Source organism: Cyclobacterium sp. L-R (assembly GCF_056859355.1).
In genome coordinates, this window is record NZ_JBSXOH010000084.1 from 287474 (window position 1) to 312994 (window position 25521).

Consider the following 25521-nt stretch of genomic DNA (forward strand, 5'->3'; position numbering starts at 1 on the left):
ATGGATATCATCAACCCTGCTACTGGAAGTACAATTGAAAAGCTAACTGAGGATACCCCTGTAGAGGTAAACAATAAAATAGCTGCTTTAATTGAAGGACAAAAAATATGGGCCAAAGTGCCCTTGGAAGAAAGAGTAGCGATAATTATAAAGTACGGTGACCTTGTGATGGAAAACCTAGATGAACTGGCGAAGATCCTATCCTTGGAGACGGGCAAACCTATTCAACAAGCTATAAATGAAATCAAAGGGGCCCAAAATAGAATTGACCATATCCGGAAGGATGCACTCAAGTGGTTGCAGAAGGAGATCATTACTGAAGAGGGAGCTACACGAGAGGAAATTACCTTTGAGCCACTTGGTGTTATAGCCAATATTTCTGCTTGGAATTTCCCATACAATGTGGGATACAATGTGTTTTTATATGCGTTATTGGCAGGAAATGCTGTTGCTTATAAACCCTCAGAGTTTGCCTCACTTACAGGGCTTAAATTTAGAGATTTACTTTGGGAAGCTGGAATTCCTAAAAATGCTTTTGGATGCTTTATTGGTGGAGCTGAAGTGGGAGAGATGTTGTTGGAGGCAGATTTGGATGGCTATTTCTTCACAGGATCTTATAAAACAGGTAAATACATTGCCCAAAAGGTGGCTTCCAAATTGGTGCCTGTGCAGTTGGAATTAGGAGGTAAAGATCCTTTGTATGTGATGGAAGATGTGGCAGATGTGAAACAAGCAGCAATAAATGCTGCTGAGGGCGCCTTTTACAATAATGGTCAGAGCTGTTGTGCTGTTGAAAGGGTATATGTGCATGAAAAGATTTACGATGAGTTTGTAGCTGCTTTTGTGGACGAAGTTTCCACTTATAAAATCGGTGACCCTATGGAAGAGGGCACGTTTATAGGACCGCTCACCAGAGCTGATCAATTGGATGTCATTCTTTCCCAGATAGCAGATGCTAAAAATAAAGGAGCTAAAGTTCTGTATGGAGGAGAAAGATGGGGAGATAAAGGTTATTACTTGACTCCTGCTGTTTTATCAAATGTGGACCATAGCATGGACCTTATGAAGGAAGAGTCTTTTGGGCCAATAATAGGGATTCAGAAAGTAAAAAATGACCAGGAAGCCTTAGAACTTATGAAGGATACGGCTTATGGGCTGACCGCTGCAGTATTTTCAGGAAATGAATTAAGAGCGAAAGAATTGGTTGAAGAATTACCAACTGGAACCGTTTATGTGAACTGTTGTGACAGAGTAAGTCCAAATTTACCATGGACAGGAAGAAAGAATTCTGGTATGGGAGTGACCTTGTCCTATATGGGGATTCGGGCCTTTACCCAACCTAAGGCTTACCAATTGAGAGGTTAGTTTTCTCTCTTTAAAGGCCAAATAAGTTTTAGTTTAGATGAAAATGTTTTTGATTTTTATTAAGTTCACTTATTAACAAAACCATTGGCTAAGTGGAGAATTAACCATTTGACAATAATCTTTCTCTATGGTTTTCACAGTAAAATTTTAATTTTACCCATGAGTGGAAAAATATTTGGATACTTAAGCTTATCGATTTACCCTTAGTTAGTACGAATACCTGAATCCAGTTTGAGATTTAATTAATGTGTTTTATATCGTATTTAAATTATGAATGAGAATAGAAGAGATTTTCTAAAGAAAGCGGCACTTTTTTCTGGGGGACTAGGGCTTTGGGGTGTTTTACCCGCTTCTATAGAAAAAGCTATGGCAATTAATCCTGATCCAGGAACAACCTTTAAAGATGCAGAGCATGTAGTATTGTTAATGCAGGAAAACAGGTCGTTTGACCATTGTTTTGGGAAATTAAAAGGTGTTCGGGGTTTTAATGACCCAAGAACTATTTCATTGCCTAATAAAGACAAAGTTTGGTTACAAAGAGACAATAAAGGAAATGCTTTTGCGCCTTTTAGGTTTAATATAAATGAGACCAAAGCGACCTGGATGAGTGATATTCCTCACTCTTGGGAGAATCAAGTGGATGCGCGGAACAATGGTAAATATGATGGTTGGATAGAAGCCAAAAGACCAGGTAGAAAAGAGTACCGACATGTTCCCATGACCATGGGTTTTTATGAAAGACAAGACATCCCATTTTATTATGCATTTGCGGATGCATTTACCGTTTGTGACCAGCATTTTTGTGGGGCGCTTACAGGCACCACTACCAACAGAAACTTTCACTGGGCAGGTAAAACTGTAGGTAAGGTTGGGGAAAAACCTCTAGTGCGAAATGGCGAACATACCTATGGCAAAGAAGTCGATTGGAAAACTTTCCCGGATCGCTTACAAGACAATGGTATTCCTTGGAAGGTATACCAGAATGAGGTGAGTTTATCCACTATGCTTGAAGGAGATGACCGATCTTGGTTGTCCAATTTTACTGACAATAACCTGGAATGGTTCAAGCAATTTGAGGTTCGCTATACACCTGGTCATTATGAGTTTTTAAAGCACAAACAAAAAACACTCCCAGGCGACATTGCCAAATTGGAAGTTTCTCTCTCAAATGCGGTAGAAACTGACAAAGCGGATATAAGAAAAGCAATAGCATCTAAAAAAGAGGCCATTGAATTTGTAAATGAGTCTATAGAAAAATTTGGGCCTGAAGCCTTTGAAAAACTTTCTCCTAGAGAAAAGGAAATGCATCAGCGTGCTTTCACGACGAATATCGCAGATCCGGATTACCACAAAACGGAGATGCTGGAGTATGAAGAAGATGGCGAAAAAAGGTCAACAAAAATTCCTAAAGGAGATATATTTTACGAATTTAGGAAAGATGTTGATTCTGGAAATCTTCCAACTGTTTCCTATTTAGTAGCCCCAAAGAATTTCTCTGATCACCCTTCTGCTCCTTGGTATGGTGCTTGGTATGTTTCTGAAGCTCTAGAAATTCTAACAAAGAATCCAGAGGTTTGGAAAAAGACGATATTTATACTGAATTACGATGAGAATGATGGTTATTTTGATCATGTACCACCATTTGTTCCACCAAAACCGAATGACCCAAGTGCAGGAAAAGTATCCAAAGGCATAGATGCCAGAACTGAATTTGTATTTAAAGAACAAGAAGAAAATTATCCAGGAATGGATGCTGAAGATGTTCGTGAAAGTCCGGTAGGTTTGGGATATAGAGTGCCTCTAATTGTTGCCTCACCCTGGAGTAGAGGGGGCTGGGTGAATTCGGAAGTTTTTGATATATCTTCTACAATTATGTTTATGGAAAAGTTGTTATCCCATAAAACAGGTAAAAAGATTAAAGAAGACAATATTAGTTCTTGGAGACGTACTGTGAGTGGTGACCTTACTTCTGTTTTTAGGCCTTATAATGGTGAGAAAATTGACTTGCCTGATTTCTTAACCATGGAAGGGCATGTTAAAAAGATTCTGAACGCTAGCTATAAGGACATTCCAGACAATTTTAAAGTGTTGACTGACGCTGAGATAAGTCAAGTTAACAATACCCATCTGCAATCGCCCTTGATGCCTAAACAAGAGCCGGGAACCAAACCCTCCAATGCGCTTGCCTATGAGTTGTATGTGGAAGGGGAATTTAACCGTTCTCACGATGCAATAGTGCTAGATTTAAGCGCTTCCGATAAGAAGTTCGGTAAAGAAGCACTTGGTGCTCCTTTTACCGTATATGCTCCAGGAGGCTATAAGGACCCGAAATCCAATACATTTGAAAATGCTAAAAACTGGTCTTTTGCAGTGAAAGCAGGAGATAGCCTGAATTATATATGGCCTTTGGATGCATTTGAAGGTAATACCTATCATTTGCAAGTATATGGGCCAAATGGTTTCTTTAGAGAGTTTAAAGGAAATAAAAATGATCCTAAATTGTCTTTAAACTCCTTCTATAGCCTGGATACTAAAAGTAATACTGGCTATTACAATATTGAAATGGAAAACACTTCCCAGGGAAAGCTTACTATAGAAGTGAGAGACAATGCCTACAATCACGGAAAGAATTCCATAACAGTTTTGGCCGGTGAGAAGCAAGCAATTCGAGTGTCTACTTCTAAGAGCAAGGGCTGGTATGATTTTACCTTAAGGACCATAGGCAATACTACCTTTAGCAGAAGGTATTGTGGTCGTTTAGAGTTGGGCTTAGACAGCATTTCCGATCCTTTGATGGGCGGGGAAGTATCTTTTAAACTTGGCTAAACCCTTTGTAGTAATTTGATTTTTAGTTGGTTACCATTTGGTAGAAAAACATTTGCCTATTTTAGTTTTACCAACTGACAATTAAGAAAAGAGCCCTTTTCCAAGTCATAGGAAAAGGGCTCTTTTTATATTCAATTAGACTGTTAGATTATTCTTCCAATACCGTAATTGTTCCAGCTTCATGCACTACCTGTTTGTAGTCAGCGCTATTATAACCATGATTGGTAACAACTATCGTTAAGTCAAAGTCTCCACTTGCTTTATAGGTATAAGAAGTATACCAGCCAGTCTCACCAAGTGCGGTTTTAAAACCTCTTGCTTTTACCAAGCCGTAATCCATATAATAATCACTTACGATAAGGACAGGATGACCAAACATGTCCAATGAATCTGTTTCAGTATTCACTTTTTTCATGATTCGACGTTCTCCTCCAGGCCATACAGTAGCGATATCTGCATCAGTATCCACCACAAAACGGAATGATTTATTGGCGGTAGGATTAGATATCAACGAATCGTTTCCTTCAATATCTGTCATGTACATTTTTACGTCTCTGACAGTTGGTACGGGTACTATGTCCTCCTGCAGGCAGGAGAAGAAAATAAATGGAGCTAAAATCCCCACAATTACTATATTATTTATCTTTTTCATTTTCTTAAAATTTAATTAGTAGCAAATACAATTCTGAATTTCAAGTTTCAAATTGAATTCAGAAGCTCGCTGCTAAGTTTATTAATAACCAGGGTTTTGATTAAGAGAAGCGTCTTTTTGAATCTCTCCTACAGGGATAGGCAATAAAAGTTGGTATTCTTCTATTGGTTCCGTGGTAAATATTCTGGCATCATAACCAACGATGGTCATAAGTGCCCAAGAGATTTTTTCCACCGCTTTATCTGTTCTTACTAAGTCAAAATACCTATGTCCTTCAAAAGCCAATTCTAGTCTTCTTTCATGTAGAATTCGGTCTATGTCCAATTGGTCAACGGTCAAGCCATTAAGTCCAGCTCTTTCTCTAACCATATTAAAGTAGGGTAGGGCTTCACTTGCCTTGTTATTGCCAACCAATGCTTCACCATACATCAAAAGGGCATCAGCATACCTGGTTACCATGTAATTGTAATCAGTTCCAGTTATATTGTATTGGGCTAGTGTGCTTGTTTCTGGAGTGAATTTTTTAGGCCATGGTTGTAATTCAGGGCTACCACCTTCCAATAATCCTGAATCAAGCGTTGCATTGTATCTAGTCCAGTCTGGTTCGCCTATCCAGTCATTGTCCTCAACGAAATCTTCCATTAAGTTAAACATAATCACTGGTCCACCGCCTGAAGCGATTCCATAAAGGTATCCGTTCTCGTTGGTCATCCATTTGAATAAGAAGTTAGGCTGACCCAAAGAAGCATTGTAGTTGATTTCAAAAATGGATTCATCGTTAAACTTGTTGTCCATTTTATGGATTTGTGAAAAGTCACTTAATAGTGAATATTCACCAGCTTCTTTGCTTACGATCAATCTTTTCAAAACCTCTTCAGCTTTGGAGTGGTTTTTCAATGTTAAATAAACTTTACCAAGAATGGTCATGGCAGCACCTTTAGTCGCTCGTGCTTCTTCTCCCTGAAGACCAGCATCACCTTTTTTAAGACAATCAGCAATAGCTGCTTCTAAATCAGGAATGATAACTGAATTGTATATTTCAGTAGCTGAAGTTCTTCCAATACCGATTGCTTTGGTAGGATCATCCAGTCTTTCTACGATTTTAGGAACATCTCCATAAAGACGTACAAGATTGAAATAGGCTAAGGCTCTAAGGAATTTTGCTTCTCCTTTGTATACTTTTACCAATTCTTCCTCACTACTATTCAAAGGAGTATAATTCTCAATGATATTAATAATGTTATTGGAATTAACAATGACTTTGTAATGGTCTCTCCAAAAGTTTGGTCGGGAGTTTCCAGTATTCTTTTTGAACAAGTAGTCATTGCTTTGCCACAAGACATCTTTCGCATCATCAGATATGATTTCCAGGTATTGTGGTACCTCAGAACGAGAATAGATATTCTGATAAGGAGAATAACATGCCATTAGGCCTGCTTTGATTTCAGAGGCGTTATTGTAAAATGCCCCCGTAGAAAGTGCATCCTCAGGTTGTCTGTCAAGGAATTCTTCCGAGCAGGAAACGAGGAGTGTCGCTATTATAAGTAGATTAATTATTTTTTTCATGATTGAGAGCTGTTTACAATGCTAAATTGATACCTAAAGAGATGGTTCTTGCCAAAGGATATGCTCCTCTGTCTATGCCTTGTGACAAAGCAGAATTTCCCTGATAGTTGACTTCAGGATTGTAACCTGGGTATTTTGTAATAAAGAAAGCATTCTGTACACTCATGTATACACGTAAATTGCTAATGTTGGCCCTGTTTGCAATTTCATTAGGTAAAGTATACCCTAAAACTACATTTTGAATATTTACATAGGTTCCTTTGAACAAAAGGCTTCCCGAAACACTCGACCCGTCTGCGCTTTTTCTTGTAGGGGATGCATAAGCTGCATCAGTCCTGTTTGGCGTCCAGTAATTGTTGAAGTATTCAGTAGTCATACTTCTTCTTCCTCCGCCTCTTCCAAGCATACTTTCAAATTCAACCATAGAAAGGTCTCCTCCTTGAACGCCGTTCACATGAACAGAGAAATCGAAATTCTTGTAGCCGAAATTATTGGTCATACCCCATACAAAGGCAGGGTTATTTTGTCCAATAACTGTTTGGTCATTACTATCCAAGATACCGTCTCCGTTAACATCTGCTGCTTTTGGTGTACCAGGGTTGGACCTTTTACTCCAAAGTGCTTGTTGAGGGTTAAAAATTGGCGAAGTCTTGACATCTTCCCAATCATCAAACGCGCCTAGGTTAGAATAACCCCAAATTCCTGCCAGAGGTCTATTTTCGGCAGTATACCCATTGTTATTGATTATTGGTCGTTTGTCTTTCCCTATATCCAACACCCTATTTCTGTAATAAGAAAGGTTGGCTGAAGTATTCCATGTAAATACGCCATCAAGATTTCTTGTAGAAATAGAATATTCATAACCTCTATTCCTCATTGATCCAGCATTGGCCATAAAGGAGCTGAAACCGGTAACTACAGGCAATGGCAAATTAAATAGCATGTTCTCTGTAAGTCTATGGAAATAATCCACACTGAACGTAACCCTACTATCGAAAAGCTCCACATCTGTTCCAATAGTAAAATCAGTTGTTTCTTCCCATCCCAAAGATGAGTTAGCTACTTTTCCATCTACATAAGAAGGAGCGACGGTAGAACCAGCACCCAATACATATGCTCCAGAGTTTAGTGTACTAAGGGCTAGGTAATTGCTTATTCCTGCATTTCCAATTACTCCCCAACCACCTCGGATTTTTAGATCATTGACAACACTTCTTAAAGGCTCAAAGAAGTTTTCATCAGATGCACGCCATGCAACAGACATGGATGGGAATACCCCCCATTTGTTGTCCTTACCAAATTTGGATGATCCGTCTCTACGAATACTACCTGTGAAGTAATACTTGCTATCATAATTGTATATAACCCTTGCAAAACTACCGATCATTGATTCACTTGAACGATTGGTACGCGCATCATTTTGGGCATTTACTATGGTAACACCTTGATTTAGGGTAGGAATTAAATCTGTAGGGTAATCATATTTGTTAATATAAGTACTTCTGTAACTGGCTTCATCCACAGAGTACCCTACCATAGCGTTCAATGAATGAGCATCGAATTTTTTAGCATAGGTGAGGAAATTTTGTGAATTCCAGGTAAAACTAGAGGTAACTTGATTGATTCCTCTTGACCTTGAAAAAGGTTGAGAAGTGGTGGGCATTGAATTTGGAAGGAAATAGTTTCTTTCCCAAAACCTAAATTGAGTGTGAAATTCAGACCTGAATGATAATCCTTCCATCAAATTGATCTCAGTATATATGGTTGCTAGGTTTTTTACTGTTCTCCTCTTGTCTTCGATTTGAAAATTTGAAAGTGGATTGACAGCAAAATCTAAATTCCAAAACCATGGATTTTCATAGGTAGATTCTGTTCCATAATAATGGGGAACACCATTTTCGTCAGTTGGAGCCCAAATTGGAGGTAAACCTAAAGCATTGTAAAACGGGTTTCTAGTACTACCACCTTCTGTGTTGGCCAATACCTGCGTGTTTTCCAAAGAAGGAGCCAACATCAAACCTAGTTTCAAGTAGTTGTTAACCTTCATGTCTATATTTGCCCGAAAAGAGAAACGGTCGTATCCAGAAGATTTGACGATACCTTCTTGGTTGAAATAACCACCTGAAATTCTGTAGGTGATGTCATCCGTTCCACCAGAAGCAGAAAGCTGAATATCGTTTGTTTTACCCATTTGGCTAATTACATCCTGCCAATCAGTATTGTGTGGACTGTTTTTGGTAGTATCAGTAACTGTAATCCACCTGTAAAACATTTGGTAAGGATCTTGCATCCCCGCAGAATACTGGGAGTAGTTGGTCCAATTGCTAATTCTTGTTTCATCAGAATCAGTCCATTGCCAAAGTGGTGCTTCAGGATCATTGGTTCCAAAATTTGGATCTTCAATGACATAAGCAGCAGCTCTGGATTCATCCATCATCTGAAGGAATTGATCTCTGTTCAAGACTTCCACTTTATTCAGCATAGATTGAACCCCAGTAGTAGCATTGACTGTAATGCTTGGTTTGCCGGATTTACCTTTTTTTGTGGTAACCAAGATTACACCATTTGCCGCCTGAGTACCATAAATCGCACTTGATGAGGCATCTTTCAATACCTCAATGGACTCTATGTCTGCAGGGTTGATGGAGTTTAATGGGTTTTCAGTTTTATTGTAACCATCCTTAATAGGGAAGCCATCAATAACGATCAACGGGCTATTGCTCGCGTTAATTGAACTTACACCCCTGATCACGATATTGGATCCACCACCTGGTGCCGAGTTATTGTTTGAAATTCTAACACCTGCCATTTTTCCTTGTAATGATTGAGCAAAGTTGGAGGAGGGTCGATCTTTAAGGTCTTCTGCGGAGGCAGAAGAGATAGCAGTGGAAATGTCTTTTCTTTCCTGAGTACCATAACCAATAACGACTACTTCTTCGAGGGCAGAAACATTCTCATTTAAAGTGACATTTAGAATGCTACGTCCACCTATAGCTACACTTTGTTTTTCGAAGCCGATGAATGAAAATACCAGAGTAGCATTTTCTGGTACCGTCATGGAATAACTACCATCGATGTCTGTAACTGTTCCTATGGAGGTTCCAGGTATTGAAATGGTAACTCCTGGAAGTGGCTCGCCGTTTGCATCAGTTACAACTCCTTTAATAGTCACATCGACTATTGGAGAATTGGCAAAGGCTAAATGACTACCTAATTCATTGATACCGGGAGTAAAAGCGGTATTTGCGACTACTGGATTAACCAACATTTGACCTGTTGTTAAGGAGGCCAGTAGCAACCCGGTAAATAATTTTTTACATCCTATCCGCCGGAGAGGTATACTTTTTTTCATAACTATTGGGTTTATAATTTAATTAATAAAATTCACTAATGGTAAAAGGAATTCAAATCTTAAATAAATATTAATTAATACAGAGATAATTCGATTTCTTTAATTAAAATCGGTCTCTTTTTTAATTTATTTATTTAAGTTGATAGGTTATTGTTTATTTATGGGGTAACGTACACGTTTATAGGCTGTTAGTATTTATATATTTGATATATCGACTTTTTATAAATGGGAAAAATTATAAGAATTATTAACCCAATTATATAGATTAAATTTAACTTTAAAAAGTTATTATTTAAAATGACCATATAAATATAGATTCTTTAGTTTTAAACTGAGCGTTTTGTACCCTTAATTTAAAGGAGAATCCATATTCTGTTCATGCTATTTTAATAAAAACAAAATTTTGATAGGTTAGTTAAGTATTAATTGATGGAATTTTTTGAAAAAATATTTTTCCGTGATATTTAACTATGGGGTTCCATAATAAAATTTTTTTCTCATTTGGTTTTAAACGGTAAGTGCCTTCAAATCACCGATTTTTTGATAAGTTGGTAAAATTTACTGGCATATTAATTGCAAGAAACAGACTATTGTTTGAAGTAAATATCCTAATAAGACCGATAGGTTCTAAGTCTAATTTACCGTGCGTTATAAATTGATTCAAGATTGTTTGGTAGGAGTAGGGATTGGCTTTAGATCATTAATGAGGTTTTAATTGTCCTTTTTAATTGAAGGGTTTAAACGAATGAAAAACTAAATTTTCATAAAAAATGAAAAAAAAGACCGCTATTATTCTTGGAGTTATTGTATTGCTTTTAATCGGGTTCAGGCTTTTCCTTCCAAAAATTGTTCTTCACTTTGTGAATAAGGAATTGGCTGAAATGGAAGAATACACAGGAGAGGTAGAGGATATTGATATTGCTCTTATAAGAGGTGCTTATATAATTGATGGTATTTATATTTTTAAAAGAGATACGGTTGATAAAGAGCACACTGATAGTATACCATTTTTTACTTGTCCTGAAGTAGATCTGTCTGTTCAATGGAAGGCCTTGTTTCAGGGTAAGATTGTCGGTGAACTAATCGTTAACCAACCTAAGCTTAATTTTGTCCAAACCAAAAATGAAGACAGGGAAGTTAAGCAGGACACATCTGATTTGAAGGGCTTGATAAGAGATTTAATGCCTCTGGCTATAAACCGTTTCGAAATCAATCAGGGCGAAATCCATTATATAGACAATATGGCATCTCCTAAGGTTGATGTCTTTATAAAACAGTTAAATATATTGGCAGAACAATTGACTAACGAACCTGTGGTTGGAGATTCTTTGCCTTCAACCTTGACGGCAAATGGAAATGCCTATGGAGGAAGCTTTAATTTAGATGTTAAATTAAATGCTTTGGCAGATCATCCAACTTTTGACATGAATGCGGAAATTGAAAAGGTAGACCTTGTGGGATTGAATGATTTTTTAAGGGCCTACGGTAATTTTGATGTAAAAAAAGGAGAGTTCAACGTATTTACTGAGTTTGCCGCCAAGGAGGGTAGTTTTAAAGGATATGTCAAACCCCTAATCAAAGAGCTTGATATTGTACAATGGAATAAGGAAGAAGGGAATGTATTCCAAATTTTATGGGAAACGCTTGTTGCCGGAACCGCTGAGCTGTTTGAAAATCAAAAAGAGGATCAGATAGGTTCTAAAATCTTGATAGAAAATACTTTCGAAAATCCTGAAATTCACACTGGGCAGGCAATTGTTCTGATCCTGAAAAACGCCTTTATACAAGCCTTAAAACCATCTATAGAGCAATCCATTAATATTTCCAATATGGAAGACAAGGGAGATGAAAAGGGCTTTTTCAAATCGCTTTTTGATGGAGAAAATTAGAAGTAAAAAGACATTTCTTGTATAGATTTTTAATGCTTGATGGTACTTATGTGGCTTAACATTAGATGGTCATATCCACAGAATAGAGGCTAAAAACAAAAAACCTGTCGATTTAAGGTCTTTATTGTCAAGTGGATGTGACATGTTTTAGAACAAAGAATGCATTTCTGAAAGCTAAAAAGTAGGATTGGATTGGCGCTTATGTAATTTTTTCTGAATCTTTAAACCTGAAATATGCAATAGACATTCTATTAGGTGCTGAAATCGCTTTAAAATCAGCCACTTCGTTGCTGTTTTCAATTTCCCCATAGCGGTGCTATGCTAAAATATCCAAACAGCCTGATTGTCTTGCGATTGCAACACTTCCCGTAAACACGGGACAGGCTTCACCCCTGACATTGTCAGGGCGGAGAAATTCTATTACATAATCCGGGTTAAATCCAACTAGTCTGTTATTTTTTTGTCTACAATTGCCCAGGAGATTTAATCCTTATTTAATATTATTTTTTAATTTTGATTGGGAGCGGCATAAAACATTTTTTATTGCCCGGATTATTTATAATGCTTTAGGTTAAATAAGGGCTTTGAATGATTGAACCAAACTCGCTGATTCCAAGGGATTGGTGTTACCACGTACAAATCAACTTTAATAGAAGTTTTGCTAAAACACTGCAATGTTAATACTGATATCAATAACAATTTACTGATTTCAAATAGTTATGTTTGACAATAGCATTAGCTAAATATTTTGGATTAGACTTATTACCAGATAGAAAATGATGAGATTTTTAAGTTGTGATTGGGGAACAAGCTCCTTTAGGCTAAGGATAGTAAATTTGGAAGATGCTACTATTGAAAATGAATATGTCAATGACTCAGGAATACAATCCGTCTACAATTCCTACCTTGAAAGTGATGGAAATGTAAATAGGGTTCATTTTTATTTTGATTTTCTAAGTAATGAAATCAAAAAAATGGCTGATTCCTTGCAGGTCAATTTGGAAGAAATGTTGATTGTTTGCTCCGGAATGGCTTCATCCAGTATTGGGATTAAGGAATTGCCCTATGCTGGTTTGCCTATGGATGTTATGGGTACTTCTATGGGTTTAGAGTATTTCCCAATATCTAAGGAATTCAATCACTCATTGCTTTTATTGTCAGGTGTCCAAAGTGCTGACAATGTAATGAGAGGGGAGGAGACCCAGTTGATCGGAGTCGTAAGGCAATTGAAAGATTTTTCTGGAAAGGGAATTTTTATTTTACCGGGCACCCATTCCAAGCATATATGGGTGAATGACAATCAAATAACCGGATTCAAAACTTATATGACCGGAGAGGTTTTTCACTTAATGGCCAATAAAAGTATTTTATCAAAAAGCGTAATGTATGATTCTGCAGATAATGTAAAGTACAAAGAAGTTTTTGCCGAAGGGATAAAAGAGGGAGCTAATAATGCGCTATTATCAGTGCTTTTTAAAACGAGAACAAATGATTTGTTTGATCGGTATTCCAAAGAAGAAAACTTTCATTATTTAAGCGGTTTGTTGATTGGGAATGAACTGACTAATTTGGTGGAAGAAAAGAATACAGAAATTTACCTCTGTTCAGAAGGTAAGTTGCACCCAAACTATGTTATAGGTATGGAGATTTTGGGGATTAATCCTAAAGTATTGCCTATGCAATGGGTAAAACAAGCAGTAATACAAGGTCAAATTCAGGTTTTAAATCAACATATAAACAATGACAAAAACATTTTCTTGGGAAGCTTTTAATAAAGCACCCATCGTTTCAATTTTTAGAAATTTAAATAGTGATGATTTATTAAATGTAGCACAATGTTTTCAGGAGTCAGGACTTTCCACCATGGAGATTACCCTTAACTCAAAAAATGCTACCGATGATATTGAGCGCTTGGTTAAAGAATATGGTTCTGTACTTAATATTGGTGCAGGAACTGTTTGTAGCATGGAAGACCTGCATTTGGCACTGAATGCTGGTGCTCAGTTTATCGTTACACCAATATTGGATAAGAACGTCATTCAATATTGTGTCAAAGAAAACATTCCAATTTTCCCAGGGGCTTTTACTGCCACAGAAATATACACTGCTTGGAAGCTGGGTGCCAGTATGGTCAAAGTATTTCCTTCAGGAGCTTTAGGGCCAGGGTACATAAAAGATGTATTGGCCCCTCTAGATAGTATTAAATTGATGCCTACAGGAGGGGTAAGTCAGGAAAACCTTGCTGATTATTTTAAAGCTGGGGCAAGCGCTGTTGGTGTAGGTAGCGCTGTAGTACCAAAATCTTATTTACAGAATAAGGACTGGAAAGGACTGACCTCACATTTAAAACTATTTTTAAAGGCCTATCAAGATGCTATATAGGAAGTCCAGTTAAGGCTTTATATTGTCTTTACTTTACCTTAAATCTTCATTTCTTATTTATTTAATAAACCCATGGATCAAACACTATATCTTTTTATAATTACCTCTTTGTCTATATTGCTTTTGCTGGTATTAGTAATGAAGTTAAAAGTGCATGCATTTATTTCTTTATTATTAGCCAGTTGTTTTGTAGGCCTGGCTTCTGGTATGCCCTTTATGGAACTTATAGGGAGCCTTCAAAAAGGTATGGGTGATATATTGGGTTTTATTACCATAGTGGTAGGCCTTGGGGCTATTTTAGGAAAATTACTTGAGGTTTCTGGAGGTGCGCAAACAATGGCGCATTTTCTAATTAAGGGCTTTGGGGAGAAAAGGACTTCTTGGGCATTGATGCTGACTGGTTTTATTGTATCTATTCCAGTGTTTTTGGATGTAGGCTTTATTATCTTAATTCCTTTGGTTTATGCCTTGGCAAATAAATCTGGAAATTCACTTTTACATTATGCTGTGCCTCTCTTAGCAGGTATGGCCGTTACACATGCGTTTATTCCTCCAACTCCTGGGCCAGTAGCAGTAGCAGAAATTCTTAATGCGCCTCTGGGCTGGATGATTATCTTTGGAGTGATAGTAGGCTTGCCTTGTGCTATTTTAGCAGGGCCAGTATTTGGAGGGTATATTTCAAAGAAAATATTTGTACCAGTTCCTGCCCATATTGAATTTAAAGATGAGGCCACAAGCAGTGCTTCGCGAAATGACTTTTATTTAATTGCTTTTATTATCATTCTACCATTGTTATTGATTTTGATTGCCACTACTTCCAATCTATTGGTTGAGACAGGTTATCTAAATGGGGACAATTATTTGTTGGAATTGGCGCAGTTTTTAGGACATCCATTTATAGCATTGACTATAGCTACTCTAGTAGCCCTATATTTCTTAGGCTATAGAAAGGGGTTTAAAGCCAAACAATTGCTTGAATTTTCTGATAAGGCTTTGGCACCTGCAGGATTAATTATTGTCATTACAGGTGCAGGAGGTATGTTTAAGGAGATTTTGGTTCAAAGTGGTGCTGGGGAAGCACTTGCAGAAGTATTCATTGCTTATAATGTGGCTCCTATAGTGATGGCTTATCTTATTGCTGTAATCATTCGTATTATTCAGGGATCGGCTACTGTAGCCATGGTAACAGCGGCAGGTATGATTTCTCCTATAATTATAGATATGAATATGTCAGATCCGCACAAAGCTTTAATAGGTATAGCTATAGCTGCAGGAGCCTGTATATTGTCTCATGTCAATGATTCCGGATTTTGGTTGGTTAAGAAATATTTGGATATAAGTGAAAAAGAAACTCTACAAACCTGGACTACTTTGGAGACAATTATATCTATTACAGGATTTCTTATTGTATTAGGTATTTCTGTTATTTTTCTATAAATATTTAAAAACTAGATACTTGAATTTGTTATTTTGAATTTAACATATATATTTATGTATATATAACCCATAAATATGTATGTTATGAAACAATCCTACAGTGTTTTAAGCTTAATTTTTCTGCTGATTATACTTCCTATGGCCACGGTGTATTCTCAGAATGGGATTCCCGATAATAAGGGAAAGGAATTTTGGTTAATGTTTAACCGGAATAATGATAATTCAGGAGTTAATTTAGACCTATTTATTTCAGGTGATGTACCAACTACTGGAAAGGTCAATTTACCCAATAATGTTGTAATTGATTTTTCAGTCACGCCTGGAGAAATTACCAAGGTTGATTTACCAACAAGTTTATTGGCTAATCTAGACGATGAGATTAGTGACAAAGGGGTGCATGTTTTAGCCGAAAATGAAATTACTGTATATGGTCTAAACCAAAGGTCTGCTTCTACGGATGCCTTTTTGGGACTACCTGTTGATATTTTGGGCAATGAATATATTATTATGTCCTATACTTCTTGGAGTTCAACAGTTACATTAGCTTCTGTATTTGGAGTAGTAGCAACCGAGGACAATACTAAGGTGACAATAATTCCTGCCAATGGTACTAGGTTAAGAGCTGAAGGAGTACCTTATGAAATTACCTTGCAGAAAGGCCAAACTTATCAGCTGGCAGCTGCAATAAGTGGAAGAGACCTCACGGGTACTATCATTAGTTCTGATGCACCAATTTCGGTTTTTAGTGGACACACTTGTAGTAATGTACCTTTAGGTACAACTTATTGCGACCACTTAATTGAGCAAATTCCTCCAGTCTCTTCTTTAGGCCAAAGTTTTGTTACTACTCCTTTGTCAACAAGAAGGTCTGGTGATATTTTTAGAATTTTAGCCACCAAAGATGGGACAAATGTATCAGTAGTTGGTACTCAGGGATTTACTCAGGATTTTGTGCTAGCCAAGGGGGAGTTTAAAGAATTAAGCATTCCCAGCAATGTTTATGCAAATATTGAATCCAATCAGGCAATTTTGGTTGCCCAGTATTCAAAAGGTCAAACATCAGATGGTGTGATTTCTGATCCCTTTATGATGCTCATACCTCCATTTGAGCAGTTTCAAAATCAGTATACAGTAAGTACACCATCTGTCGGCTTTAATAAGCATTTTATTAATTTAGCTGTCCCTATATCTCAAAAAGACAAGATTGATCTAGATGGTAGTTTATTAGACCCTTCTATTTTCACAGATATACCTGGCTCTACCTATGCAGGTGCCCAGGTAGAAGTTGCCCAAGGCACACATAATATGTCAGGAAACCTTGCCTTTGGTGCTTTTATGTATGGCTTTGGTAGTTATGATTCCTATGGATATCCCGGTGGGCAGGCCCTTGCCAGTGTTGAACAGGTTCGCAATATAAACCTGGATTTGGAGCAAGAAATTCAGCAAGGAACAACTTATTGTTTCAATTCTACTGTAACAGACGATGAAGGAGCACCTATTTTTGGGGTAAGGGTAGATTTTGAAGTTGAAGGAGTCAATGATAAAATAGGTTTCGCAGTAACTGATGAGCAAGGCATTGCCAATTTTTGCTTTGATGCAGTGAACGAAGGAACAGATAAAATAATAGCTACAGTAGGAAGTACAAGTGCAGAAGCAACTGTTACTACTACAATTCCTAGGCCTGACCAGGTGCTACTTTCTTCTTTGCCTGAATCAGTGAACTTAGGAGAGGTAATATGTTTAACAAGCTTAGTGTTGGATCAATTCGATAATCCAATGGAAGGTGAAGAGTTGTTCATTGAGTACATGGGCAATGTTATATATAGTGGAGATTCTGATGAAAACGGAAAAATTGAGTATTGTTTTACTCCAGAAGAAGGAGGAGATCTTTTATTTACCAGCTATTATGAAGGTGGCGATAAAACCGAAACAACAGTAATGGTGAATGTACCTGCTTCAGTGCCAACATCTATAGACTTAAATGCCGGCTCTAATGAAGTCAATTTAGGCCAGCAGGTAAGTGTGACTGCTACTGTTAAGGATCAGTTTGGCAAAGTAATGGAAGGTGTAGAAGTCCAATTAGAAATCAATGGAGAATCGGCTGGTTCAGAAATGACGGATGAAAATGGTATTGCTGAATTTTGCAAAACCGCAGAAGAGGAAGATGGAGAGCAGATTGTGTTTATTGTTAATTACCTAGGAGGAGGAACACCTGCCTCTACGAGTATAAAAGTCCTCAATTCTGGAGGTGGTGGAAATGGCGGAGGAGGAGACCTCGTTGCCAGCTCAATATCTATTTCCGGATTGCCTGTTGAAGTACAACTGGGAGAAGAAGCCTGTTTTGAGTCACTTGTACTGGACCAAAATGGAGATCCATTACCAAATACAGAGGTTGAAATCAAAGTTGGTGATGAGGTTGTTGCAACCCTTACTACCAATGAGGATGGAATAGTGGCCTATTGCCTGGCTACGCAAACCTTAGGTGATCTTGAGTTCTCCGTTAGTTATTCTGGCGGTATTCCTGTGAAAGGTTCAGTTAAAGTTTTTCAGGTAGAAATAATAGCCACAACCATTTCAGTAAATCCATCTGAAGATGAAGTAAGTCTAGGAGAGGAAACTTGCCTGGAAGTTGAGGTCTTAGATCAGTTTGATAATCCATTTGGTGCCATTGAAGTATTTATTACCAAAAATGGTGACCCAGCAGGATCGATGATGACCAATGAGGATGGCATGTTGAATTACTGCTTCACTCCCGATATGGAAGGGGAATTTGAGTATGGCTTCTATTATACCGCCGAGAATTCTGTAAGCTCAACAATAACCGTTACGGACAATACTCCAATCCCTACGATTATCACTTTTGTAGACAACGAAGTTGAAGTAGTTGTAGGTGAGAAGATTTGTTTGGCAGCCACCATATTGGATCAATTTGGAATTCCATTGGTTGGCGTAGAAGTATCCTTTGATGTAAATGGTGTGTTTTATGGCAAAGCCATTACCGATGAAAATGGTAGGGTAGAGTTCTGTGAGACCCCGGATGAGATGGGAGATTTGATGGTGACTGCTTCATATGAAGGAGGAGAACCAGCCGAAGCGACCATTATGGTAGTAACAGAATCGGATGACTTAGAAATCGAAAGCTTCTGGTTAGTGGATGCTGGAACCAATACCATTATCAGAGAAATAATGGATGGTGACATAATACCTTATTCTGAAGTCAAAGATAAAATGGTCAATATGATGGTAATCACTGATCCTGAAAAAGTGGGTAGTGTGAAATTAGAATTGGAATCATTAACCTTATGTCCAACCTGTTCTCCTGACATGCGAAGTACAACAGAAAATGTGGTGCCGTACGCAATATTTGGTGATATCAATGGAGATTATACAGGTAAAAACATTTTGCCTGGAGTGTATAAATTTGCCGCCACACCATTTGAAATGAAACATCTTTCTGGTAATCAGGGGGTGAAATCTATGGTGGGCTTTGAGGTAATGTTTGAAGGAACCATTGATAGTTTCACTTTAGTCAATGCTACAGATGACACAGATATTAGAGAAATCATGGATGGTGATGTGATAGATTTATCAGCATTCAAAGGTAAAAAGTTTAATATCAGGTCGAATGTTCCTGAAAACCAACAAGGTGGAATTGATATGATGATTGAGGGTCCAGTTAATTCCTCTATGTTCGAGAAAGTGATGCCATTTGCGCTCTTTGGTGACAATGGAGGTGACTACGCTGGAAGAGACATTCCTGAAGGAAACTATACCATGTCTGCAACCGCTTTTCCATTCAAGTCTACTGTGAATAGAGGTATTGGTGGAGCAACTGTTACAGTTAACTTTGAAGTGATTCACAATAGTAAAGTGGATAAATTCACTTTAGTAAATGCGGATACTGACGAGGACATCATGGAACTTATGGAAGGAAGCTACATCGACCTTAATCAGTACAAAGATGTCAAATTAAATATCAGGGCTGATGGCAAAGGTGATAATATAGCTGCTATGACTTTCCAATTATCTGGTGCTAAAGATTACAATTGGACAGAGAGAAAAGCACCATATGCTATCTTCGGTGATTTACCTGCCAATGATTATGTAGGAAAGTACCTTAAGGAGGGTAAATATAAATTGATGGTTACACCATACAATAGCGACAACACAATGGGCGGAGCACTGACAGTTAACTTTATTGCTGGTTATAATCCTGATATTAATGCAAGGATTAGCAATGAGTTCCTTAATCAGCTTGAGACCAATACCGCTGAAGGTGGTGCCACGGAAGGTAGACAGGAAGAAGACCTCATTGTCTATCCACAACCTTCTCAGAATCTAGTCAACATTCGCTACCCATCTTCTCTAAGTGAGGATGCGATGGTGATGATTTATAAAGGAAACGGTCAATTGATCCACGGTGGTCAGATGGCCAATACCTCGGACTTCAATTTTGGAAGTTATGGTTCTGGACTGTATCTGATACATGTAACTAATGGTAATAAGGTTATATCTAAAAAGGTGTTTATTTATTAAAAGAATAAATCAAATAGTGTCTTTTAAAAGCTCCGGGCAATTGTTCGGAGCTTTTTTTATAAATAGTGCCTATTTATAATTATCCCGAAATATGCGATAAACATTCTATTAAGTGCTGAAATCGCTTTAAAATCAGCCACTTCGTTGCTGTTTTCAATTTCACCATAGCGGTGCTATGCTAAAATCTCCAAACAGTCTGATTTTCTTGCGATTGCAACACTCATAACGAATCCTATTACATAATCCGGGATTATAGAACCTTAAAAATGGTTGCAATTTTTTTAAATTTTAACACCATTAAACCTTACACTAATCACATTAGAAATTTTTGATTTTTTTATATGGTTTGAAGTCTCATCACTTCAGCCTCAAGCACATTTCCAAGTAAAGTTACCTAGCTAACTATAAGTAAGGGATGAAATCCCAAGAATACCAGTTCATTTGGTGTTTGAAGCATAGTTTAAGGTATGGTTAATTTAAAATGAATAATTGAGTGACTGATAATGAGTGAGTTCCATTCTAAAATAGAATATTTATTGGATTTTAATGATTTGGTAAGCGATTCTACCTTTGGAATATAAATAGGCTTATAAACTGAATAGGATATTTTTATTTAATAATAAACCAAGCTAACAGCTTATTTTATTGTAATTTTTAATTTATACATGTTAATTTGTGTATTAAATATTCGAAAAATTGTGTTTTATGAAACAACTCTACTTAATTGTGAACTTTATTTTTTTGCTGGTAATACTTCCTACTTGCCTAATATACGCCCATAATGAGGTGCTAGACATTAAGGGGCATAAGTTTGGACCTAAGTCTGACCAAGACAATGACCAACTAGATATAAAACCAGACCTAAATTTTACCACAGATGAAGCAGCTAGTTCTAAGAAAATGCTTTTAAATGTTAGTAACTTTAGTTTTAGTGTAAAACGTACTGGAGTGCCAACTTCCATTACTTTTTTAGAATATGTAGTTAATGGGCTTGTTGGTGAAGAGACTTGTTTGACAGCCACAATTTATGATGAGTTTAGAGTGCCATTAGTTGGTATAGAATTGTTCTATGAAGTCAATGGTGTGTTCGAAGGTTCGGCCATCTCTGATGAAAATGGAAGAGTTATAATCTGTCAAACGCCAGTTGATACGGGTGATTTGGAAGTGGCTGTTTATTTTGAAGGCGGTGAGCCAAAGGAAGCAACCATCGTGGCAGGTATGGTCTCAGAGGATTTGAAGATTGATAGCTTTTGGTTAGTAGATGCTAAATCCAATGTCCTTATGATGGAAATAAAAGATGGAGACAAAATCCCTTATTCAACCATTCAAGATAAAAAACTTTCCTTGGTAGTAATCTCGGATCCGGAAATTGTGGGATCTGTGAAAATGGATATGGAATTCTTGACTCAATGTGCTATTTGTGAGGTTGATAGTCATAGCATAACTGAAAACCTTGTACCGTATTCTTTATTTGGTGATGCCAAAGGAAACTATGTAGGCAAGGAATTTTTGCCTGGTTCTTATTCATTAACAGCTACTCCTTATGAGGCAAAGTATCGCACAGGAAATCAGGGAGCTTTGTCCACAATAAATTTTGAAGTAGTTTTTGACAAGTTTATTGATGGTTTCACATTGGTCAATGCCAGTGATGACAAAGATATTCAAGTAATAATGGATGGAGATGTCATTGATTTATCATCGTTTAAAAATGGGAAGTTCAATATCAGAGCCAATGTACCCTTTAGTCAAACACAAGGTGGAGTTGGGATGGAGCTTAGTGGTCCTATCAATTTCTCCCAGTTTGAAAAAGTGGAACCTATAGCACTTTTTACAGATGTTGGAGGGGATTATACTGGAAGAGGACTTCCTGAGGGAAAATACACCTTGTCTGCAACTGCTTACCCCTTCAGTTCAAGCATCAATAGGGGGATAGGTGGTGAAACTTTAACAATAGATTTTGAAGTGGTTCAAAATAGTAAAATTGATAAATTTACTTTGATAAATGCGGATACTGACCTAGATATTATGACAATTGTGGAAGGTAGCTACATAGACCTAAAATTATACAAAGATGTCAAACTTAATATTAGAGCCGAAGGTAAGGGGGATAATATAGCGGCAATGACATTTATGCTTTCAGGTACAAAAAATTACAATTGGACAGAAAGAAAGGCCCCTTTTGCGATTTTTGGTGATTCACCAGGGAATGATTACAATGGTAAATATTTCCAAGCAGGAAACTATAAACTAACGGTTAGGCCATACAATAGTGATAATAGGATAGGAGAAGGGCTAACTGTTAACTTTAGTGCTGGCTATGATGCTAATAAAAGCTTAAGGATCGGTAATGAGTTCATAAATCAGCTCGAGGCCAAGGAAGCTGAAGTTGGTGCTGTTGATCCTTTACAAGAAGAAGACCTTATCGTATATCCACAACCCTCTCAAAATGTAGTGAACATAAGTTATCCATCCTCTCTTAATGAAAATGCAATGGTAATGATATATAAAGGCAATGGCCAATTGATTCACGGTGGACAGATGGGTAATACCTCAAATTTTAATTTTGAAAGTTATGGTTCTGGATTGTATCTCATTCATGTAAACAATGGAGATAATTTAATTTCAAAGAAGGTTTTTATCTATTAAGATATATAAATCAAATAGTAATTACATAGGCTCCGGACAATTGTTCGGAGCTATTTTTATGACAGTGTTCAATTTGAACTACTCAGTAGGGTTCATAACAACCTACTTGCCTAATACCTCCCCTGGAAAAGAGTAGAAATCGGTTTTTTTTCAACTTTTTACCACCTGTATAAAGTTAATCTTTCCTTTTTACAGCTACTTTTCCGGCTTTATTCTTCTTTCGAATCCTGTTTATCAATCTTTTATCGCTTGGATTTCTGCAAGTCTGCAATCAAATGACTCAGTAAAATCATCCAAGTCCAGCCATTTATTGAAAATATTTAAAAAAGTTATTTTTTTTTTGAAAAACTTTTTGCCCCTTTTTTTTAGATCAGCGACAAAATTCAGAATTCCAAAAGCAATAATCAATTCACCTACTGAAATTACTCAGTTCCTGCCTCATTCTCCGCAGCTTTCTCTGGGAATGAAAAGTTTGTATTTAAGAATTTTATACCGTTTATTATTGAAATGAGATTCATATTTAGAATTTCATTTTGATATATATGAAAATCAAAAAACAAGATTCTTTTAATTGAAATACCGTTTTCAGACTTCATAAATCAAAAATAGTAGGACAAAATTAACAAACACCTCAAATACCGAGGTGAATGTCTAAAACGATAAGATTATAAACTTTAAAATACAACACCATGAAAGCGTTACTTTTCTCCATTTCCTTTCTGATTGTTTTGGCAGCCTCACTTACCAATGTTTTTGCTGCTAACTATTATGTTTCCCATGAAAAAGGAAATGACAACCGGTCTTTAGCTGAAGCTCAAAACCCTGCTACTCCTTGGAAATCTATTGACAAGGTCAATTCACTTTTCAATTACCTAAAGCCAGGAGATGCCATCCTGTTCAATAGAGGTGAAACTTTTTATGGCACACTACATATCAGTGCATCAGGTTTTGCTAGCTCTCCTATCAAAGTAGGGGCTTACGGTTCCGGAGCCAAGCCTGTAATCACTTCTTTGAAAACCGTGAGTGGTTGGAAGTCTATAGGAAACGGAATTTATGAAAGTACTTCATCCATCAGTACCAGTACCGTTCAAGTGCTTTTGATCAACGGCGAGGCGCATGAGTTGGGAAGGTATCCCAATAGTGATGTTGCCAATGAAGGTTATTTGAATATTGAAGATGTAAGTGGCAACTACCTTCTTTCAAGTAGTGAGCTAGGTGGATCACCTGACTGGAATGGTGGAGAGGTAGTCATCAAAAAAAACCAATGGATAATTGACACTCACCAAATCTCTTCCCACAGCGGAAGTCAGATTCGTTACAATGGAAACATCAGTGCTTATCCAGCTCAAAGAGATTACGGTTTTTTTATTCAGAACCACATCAAGACCCTCGATACCTTTGGAGAATGGTATTTCAATCCTTCTACTAAAAAAATAAACGTTTACTTCGGTAACAGCAATCCTACTTCTATGAAAGTAGAAGTAAGTACTTTAGACAACCTATTAATAAAGGACTACAGAGATGTCAATATCTCTATTGAAAACATCAACTTTAAAGGAGCCAATAAAGACGCCATCAAATTAGAAGGCGGAAACAACATCAAAATAAGTGATGCTGAAATCAATTTTTCTGGAGAGAATGGTATTCTTGCATTAGAAGTATTGGACTTGTTGGTAGAAAGAAACAAAATCAGCAGTACTTATAACAATGCAATGTACCTAAGATATGGCAATGACAATGCTATAATTAGAGATAATGAAATAACTAAGACGGCGTTGGTCGCCGGTAGAACACAAAATGAAGATGCCGCTGGCATAGGTATATTTGCCTATGGAGAAAATGTATTGGTTCAAAACAATGCCATTATCAATTCAGGATTCAACGGTATACAGTTCAATGGCAACTATTCAGTTGTTAAAAATAACTTAGTAGATACTTTTTGCCAGATCAAAGGTGATGGAGGAGGAATTTACACCTTTGGCGGGGTACAATATCAAGGGTATAAAGGCCGTAAAATCGAAGGAAATATCGTAGTTAATAGTATTGGAAGCAAAGGTGGTATTCCTGACAAAGGGGTTAACTACAAGCCTTTGGCTGAAGGCATCTTTCTTGATGATAACTCCAACAACATTGAGATCATTGGCAACACCATTGGCAACACTGAAAACTCTGGATTAAAAATGTCCAATGCTAACAATATCCTTGTTTCAGGCAATACTTTTTTCAACTCTCATTCTTCGTTAACATTAGGAAACAGTGCTATCGGAGAAGACACAAGGGACATTAACGTTGTTAATAATCAGTTCTTTTCAAAAACCCCAGATCAAAATTCTTATTCCATCAAAACTTACAAAGACGACATGCAATCTCTTGGTAGCTTTGATAAAAACTACTTTTTTAGACCTCTTGGTGATGAGTTCAGTATCGAAAATCAATACACAAGAAATGGAAAAAGAGAAGCAGCCATAGACAACCTGGAACAATGGACTGCCAAGTTCGGTAAAGACAAAAACTCTGTAAGTAATACTGTAGAAATTTCCACTTATACCATCACAAAGAAAATTGGCTCTAGTCTTTATGCCAATTCTTCTTTCGATCAAAATGTGAGTGGGGTTTACTGTAGTAATTGCAAACAACAGTGGGAGTCAAATAGTAAGACAAATGGTGGAGCACTTAAAGTTAGCGGTTCTGGATCCAGTGCAGTTAAAATAGTCTTGGGAGGATTGAAGAAGGACAAAACTTACTTATTAAAATTCAATGCCTTGGCTAATAAAGTGGGAAACATTTCGACTTACTTAAGGTACACCGGTAGCCCTTGGGAAAAATTATCTGCCATGACCACGTTGGAAGTAAATACCAGCCTTGATGGT

At 37.2% G+C, this 25521-nt stretch carries 12 protein-coding genes; 9 read left to right on the plus strand and 3 right to left on the minus strand.

Translation table 11 applies throughout. The annotated features are described in order from the left end of the window. Window positions 1-1365: an aldehyde dehydrogenase family protein gene (locus tag AC13EX_RS17005; protein WP_482893625.1), complete on the plus strand. Its 1365-nt coding sequence runs from the start codon at window positions 1-3 to the stop codon at window positions 1363-1365. Between the two features lie 270 nt (window positions 1366-1635). Continuing rightward, the gene (locus AC13EX_RS17010; RefSeq protein WP_482893626.1) at window positions 1636-4191 is read left to right on the plus strand and encodes a phosphocholine-specific phospholipase C; all 2556 of its coding nucleotides are present in this window, start codon (window positions 1636-1638) and stop codon (window positions 4189-4191) included. 148 nt (window positions 4192-4339) lie between these two features. Here the strand turns inward: AC13EX_RS17010 and AC13EX_RS17015 are convergent, their stop codons facing one another. The 3 genes from AC13EX_RS17015 to AC13EX_RS17025 all read right to left on the minus strand — a co-directional run bounded on the left by AC13EX_RS17015 (window position 4340) and on the right by AC13EX_RS17025 (window position 9761). Further along, the gene (locus AC13EX_RS17015) at window positions 4340-4843 is read right to left on the minus strand and encodes a hypothetical protein (RefSeq protein WP_048643773.1); all 504 of its coding nucleotides are present in this window, start codon (window positions 4841-4843) and stop codon (window positions 4340-4342) included. Window positions 4844-4924: 81 nt separating this feature from the next. Continuing rightward, on the minus strand, window positions 4925-6409 hold the full coding sequence (locus tag AC13EX_RS17020; RefSeq protein ID WP_482893627.1) for a RagB/SusD family nutrient uptake outer membrane protein: 1485 nt from the start codon (window positions 6407-6409) through the stop codon (window positions 4925-4927). A 13-nt stretch (window positions 6410-6422) separates the two neighbouring features. Next, on the minus strand, window positions 6423-9761 hold the full coding sequence (locus AC13EX_RS17025) for a SusC/RagA family TonB-linked outer membrane protein (protein ID WP_482893628.1): 3339 nt from the start codon (window positions 9759-9761) through the stop codon (window positions 6423-6425). 770 nt (window positions 9762-10531) lie between these two features. On the opposite strand from AC13EX_RS17025, the gene AC13EX_RS17030 reads away from it, so the two are divergent. From AC13EX_RS17030 to AC13EX_RS17060, 7 genes are all read left to right on the plus strand, one after another. After that, complete coding sequence (locus tag AC13EX_RS17030; RefSeq protein WP_482893629.1) at window positions 10532-11650, plus strand: DUF748 domain-containing protein; 1119 nt, start codon at window positions 10532-10534, stop codon at window positions 11648-11650. Between the two features lie 776 nt (window positions 11651-12426). Continuing rightward, window positions 12427-13422, plus strand: a complete 996-nt coding sequence (locus tag AC13EX_RS17035; protein WP_482893630.1) for a 2-dehydro-3-deoxygalactonokinase — start codon at window positions 12427-12429, stop codon at window positions 13420-13422. Beyond that, window positions 13391-14032 (plus strand): bifunctional 4-hydroxy-2-oxoglutarate aldolase/2-dehydro-3-deoxy-phosphogluconate aldolase, encoded by a 642-nt coding sequence (locus AC13EX_RS17040; RefSeq protein WP_482893631.1) that lies wholly within the window; start codon window positions 13391-13393, stop codon window positions 14030-14032. Before AC13EX_RS17035 ends, AC13EX_RS17040 begins: the two co-directional genes overlap by 32 nt. A 72-nt stretch (window positions 14033-14104) precedes the next feature. Then, complete coding sequence (locus AC13EX_RS17045; RefSeq protein ID WP_482893632.1) at window positions 14105-15469, plus strand: GntT/GntP/DsdX family permease; 1365 nt, start codon at window positions 14105-14107, stop codon at window positions 15467-15469. An 84-nt stretch (window positions 15470-15553) separates the two neighbouring features. Further along, window positions 15554-20005 (plus strand): T9SS type A sorting domain-containing protein, encoded by a 4452-nt coding sequence (locus tag AC13EX_RS17050; RefSeq protein WP_482893633.1) that lies wholly within the window; start codon window positions 15554-15556, stop codon window positions 20003-20005. A gap of 705 nt (window positions 20006-20710) precedes the next feature. Further along, window positions 20711-22651 (plus strand): T9SS type A sorting domain-containing protein, encoded by a 1941-nt coding sequence (locus AC13EX_RS17055; protein WP_482893634.1) that lies wholly within the window; start codon window positions 20711-20713, stop codon window positions 22649-22651. A 689-nt stretch (window positions 22652-23340) separates the two neighbouring features. Then, window positions 23341-25521: right-handed parallel beta-helix repeat-containing protein (locus AC13EX_RS17060; protein ID WP_482893635.1), on the plus strand; the 2181-nt coding region annotated here is incomplete at its 3' end.

Bases quoted from the DNA above. Each gene is read 5' to 3' on its own strand.
- AC13EX_RS17025 (WP_482893628.1), bottom strand. From the start codon at position 9,761: ATGAAAAAAAGTATACCTCTCCGGCGGATAGGATGTAAAAAATTATTT.
- AC13EX_RS17050 (WP_482893633.1), top strand. From the start codon at position 15,554: ATGAAACAATCCTACAGTGTTTTAAGCTTAATTTTTCTGCTGATTATA.
- AC13EX_RS17010 (WP_482893626.1), top strand. From the start codon at position 1,636: ATGAATGAGAATAGAAGAGATTTTCTAAAGAAAGCGGCACTTTTTTCT.
- AC13EX_RS17005 (WP_482893625.1), top strand. From the start codon at position 1: ATGGATATCATCAACCCTGCTACTGGAAGTACAATTGAAAAGCTAACT.
- AC13EX_RS17030 (WP_482893629.1), top strand. From the start codon at position 10,532: ATGAAAAAAAAGACCGCTATTATTCTTGGAGTTATTGTATTGCTTTTA.
- AC13EX_RS17020 (WP_482893627.1), bottom strand. From the start codon at position 6,409: ATGAAAAAAATAATTAATCTACTTATAATAGCGACACTCCTCGTTTCC.
- AC13EX_RS17015 (WP_048643773.1), bottom strand. From the start codon at position 4,843: ATGAAAAAGATAAATAATATAGTAATTGTGGGGATTTTAGCTCCATTT.
- AC13EX_RS17035 (WP_482893630.1), top strand. From the start codon at position 12,427: ATGATGAGATTTTTAAGTTGTGATTGGGGAACAAGCTCCTTTAGGCTA.
- AC13EX_RS17040 (WP_482893631.1), top strand. From the start codon at position 13,391: ATGACAAAAACATTTTCTTGGGAAGCTTTTAATAAAGCACCCATCGTT.
- AC13EX_RS17055 (WP_482893634.1), top strand. From the start codon at position 20,711: ATGAAACAACTCTACTTAATTGTGAACTTTATTTTTTTGCTGGTAATA.
- AC13EX_RS17045 (WP_482893632.1), top strand. From the start codon at position 14,105: ATGGATCAAACACTATATCTTTTTATAATTACCTCTTTGTCTATATTG.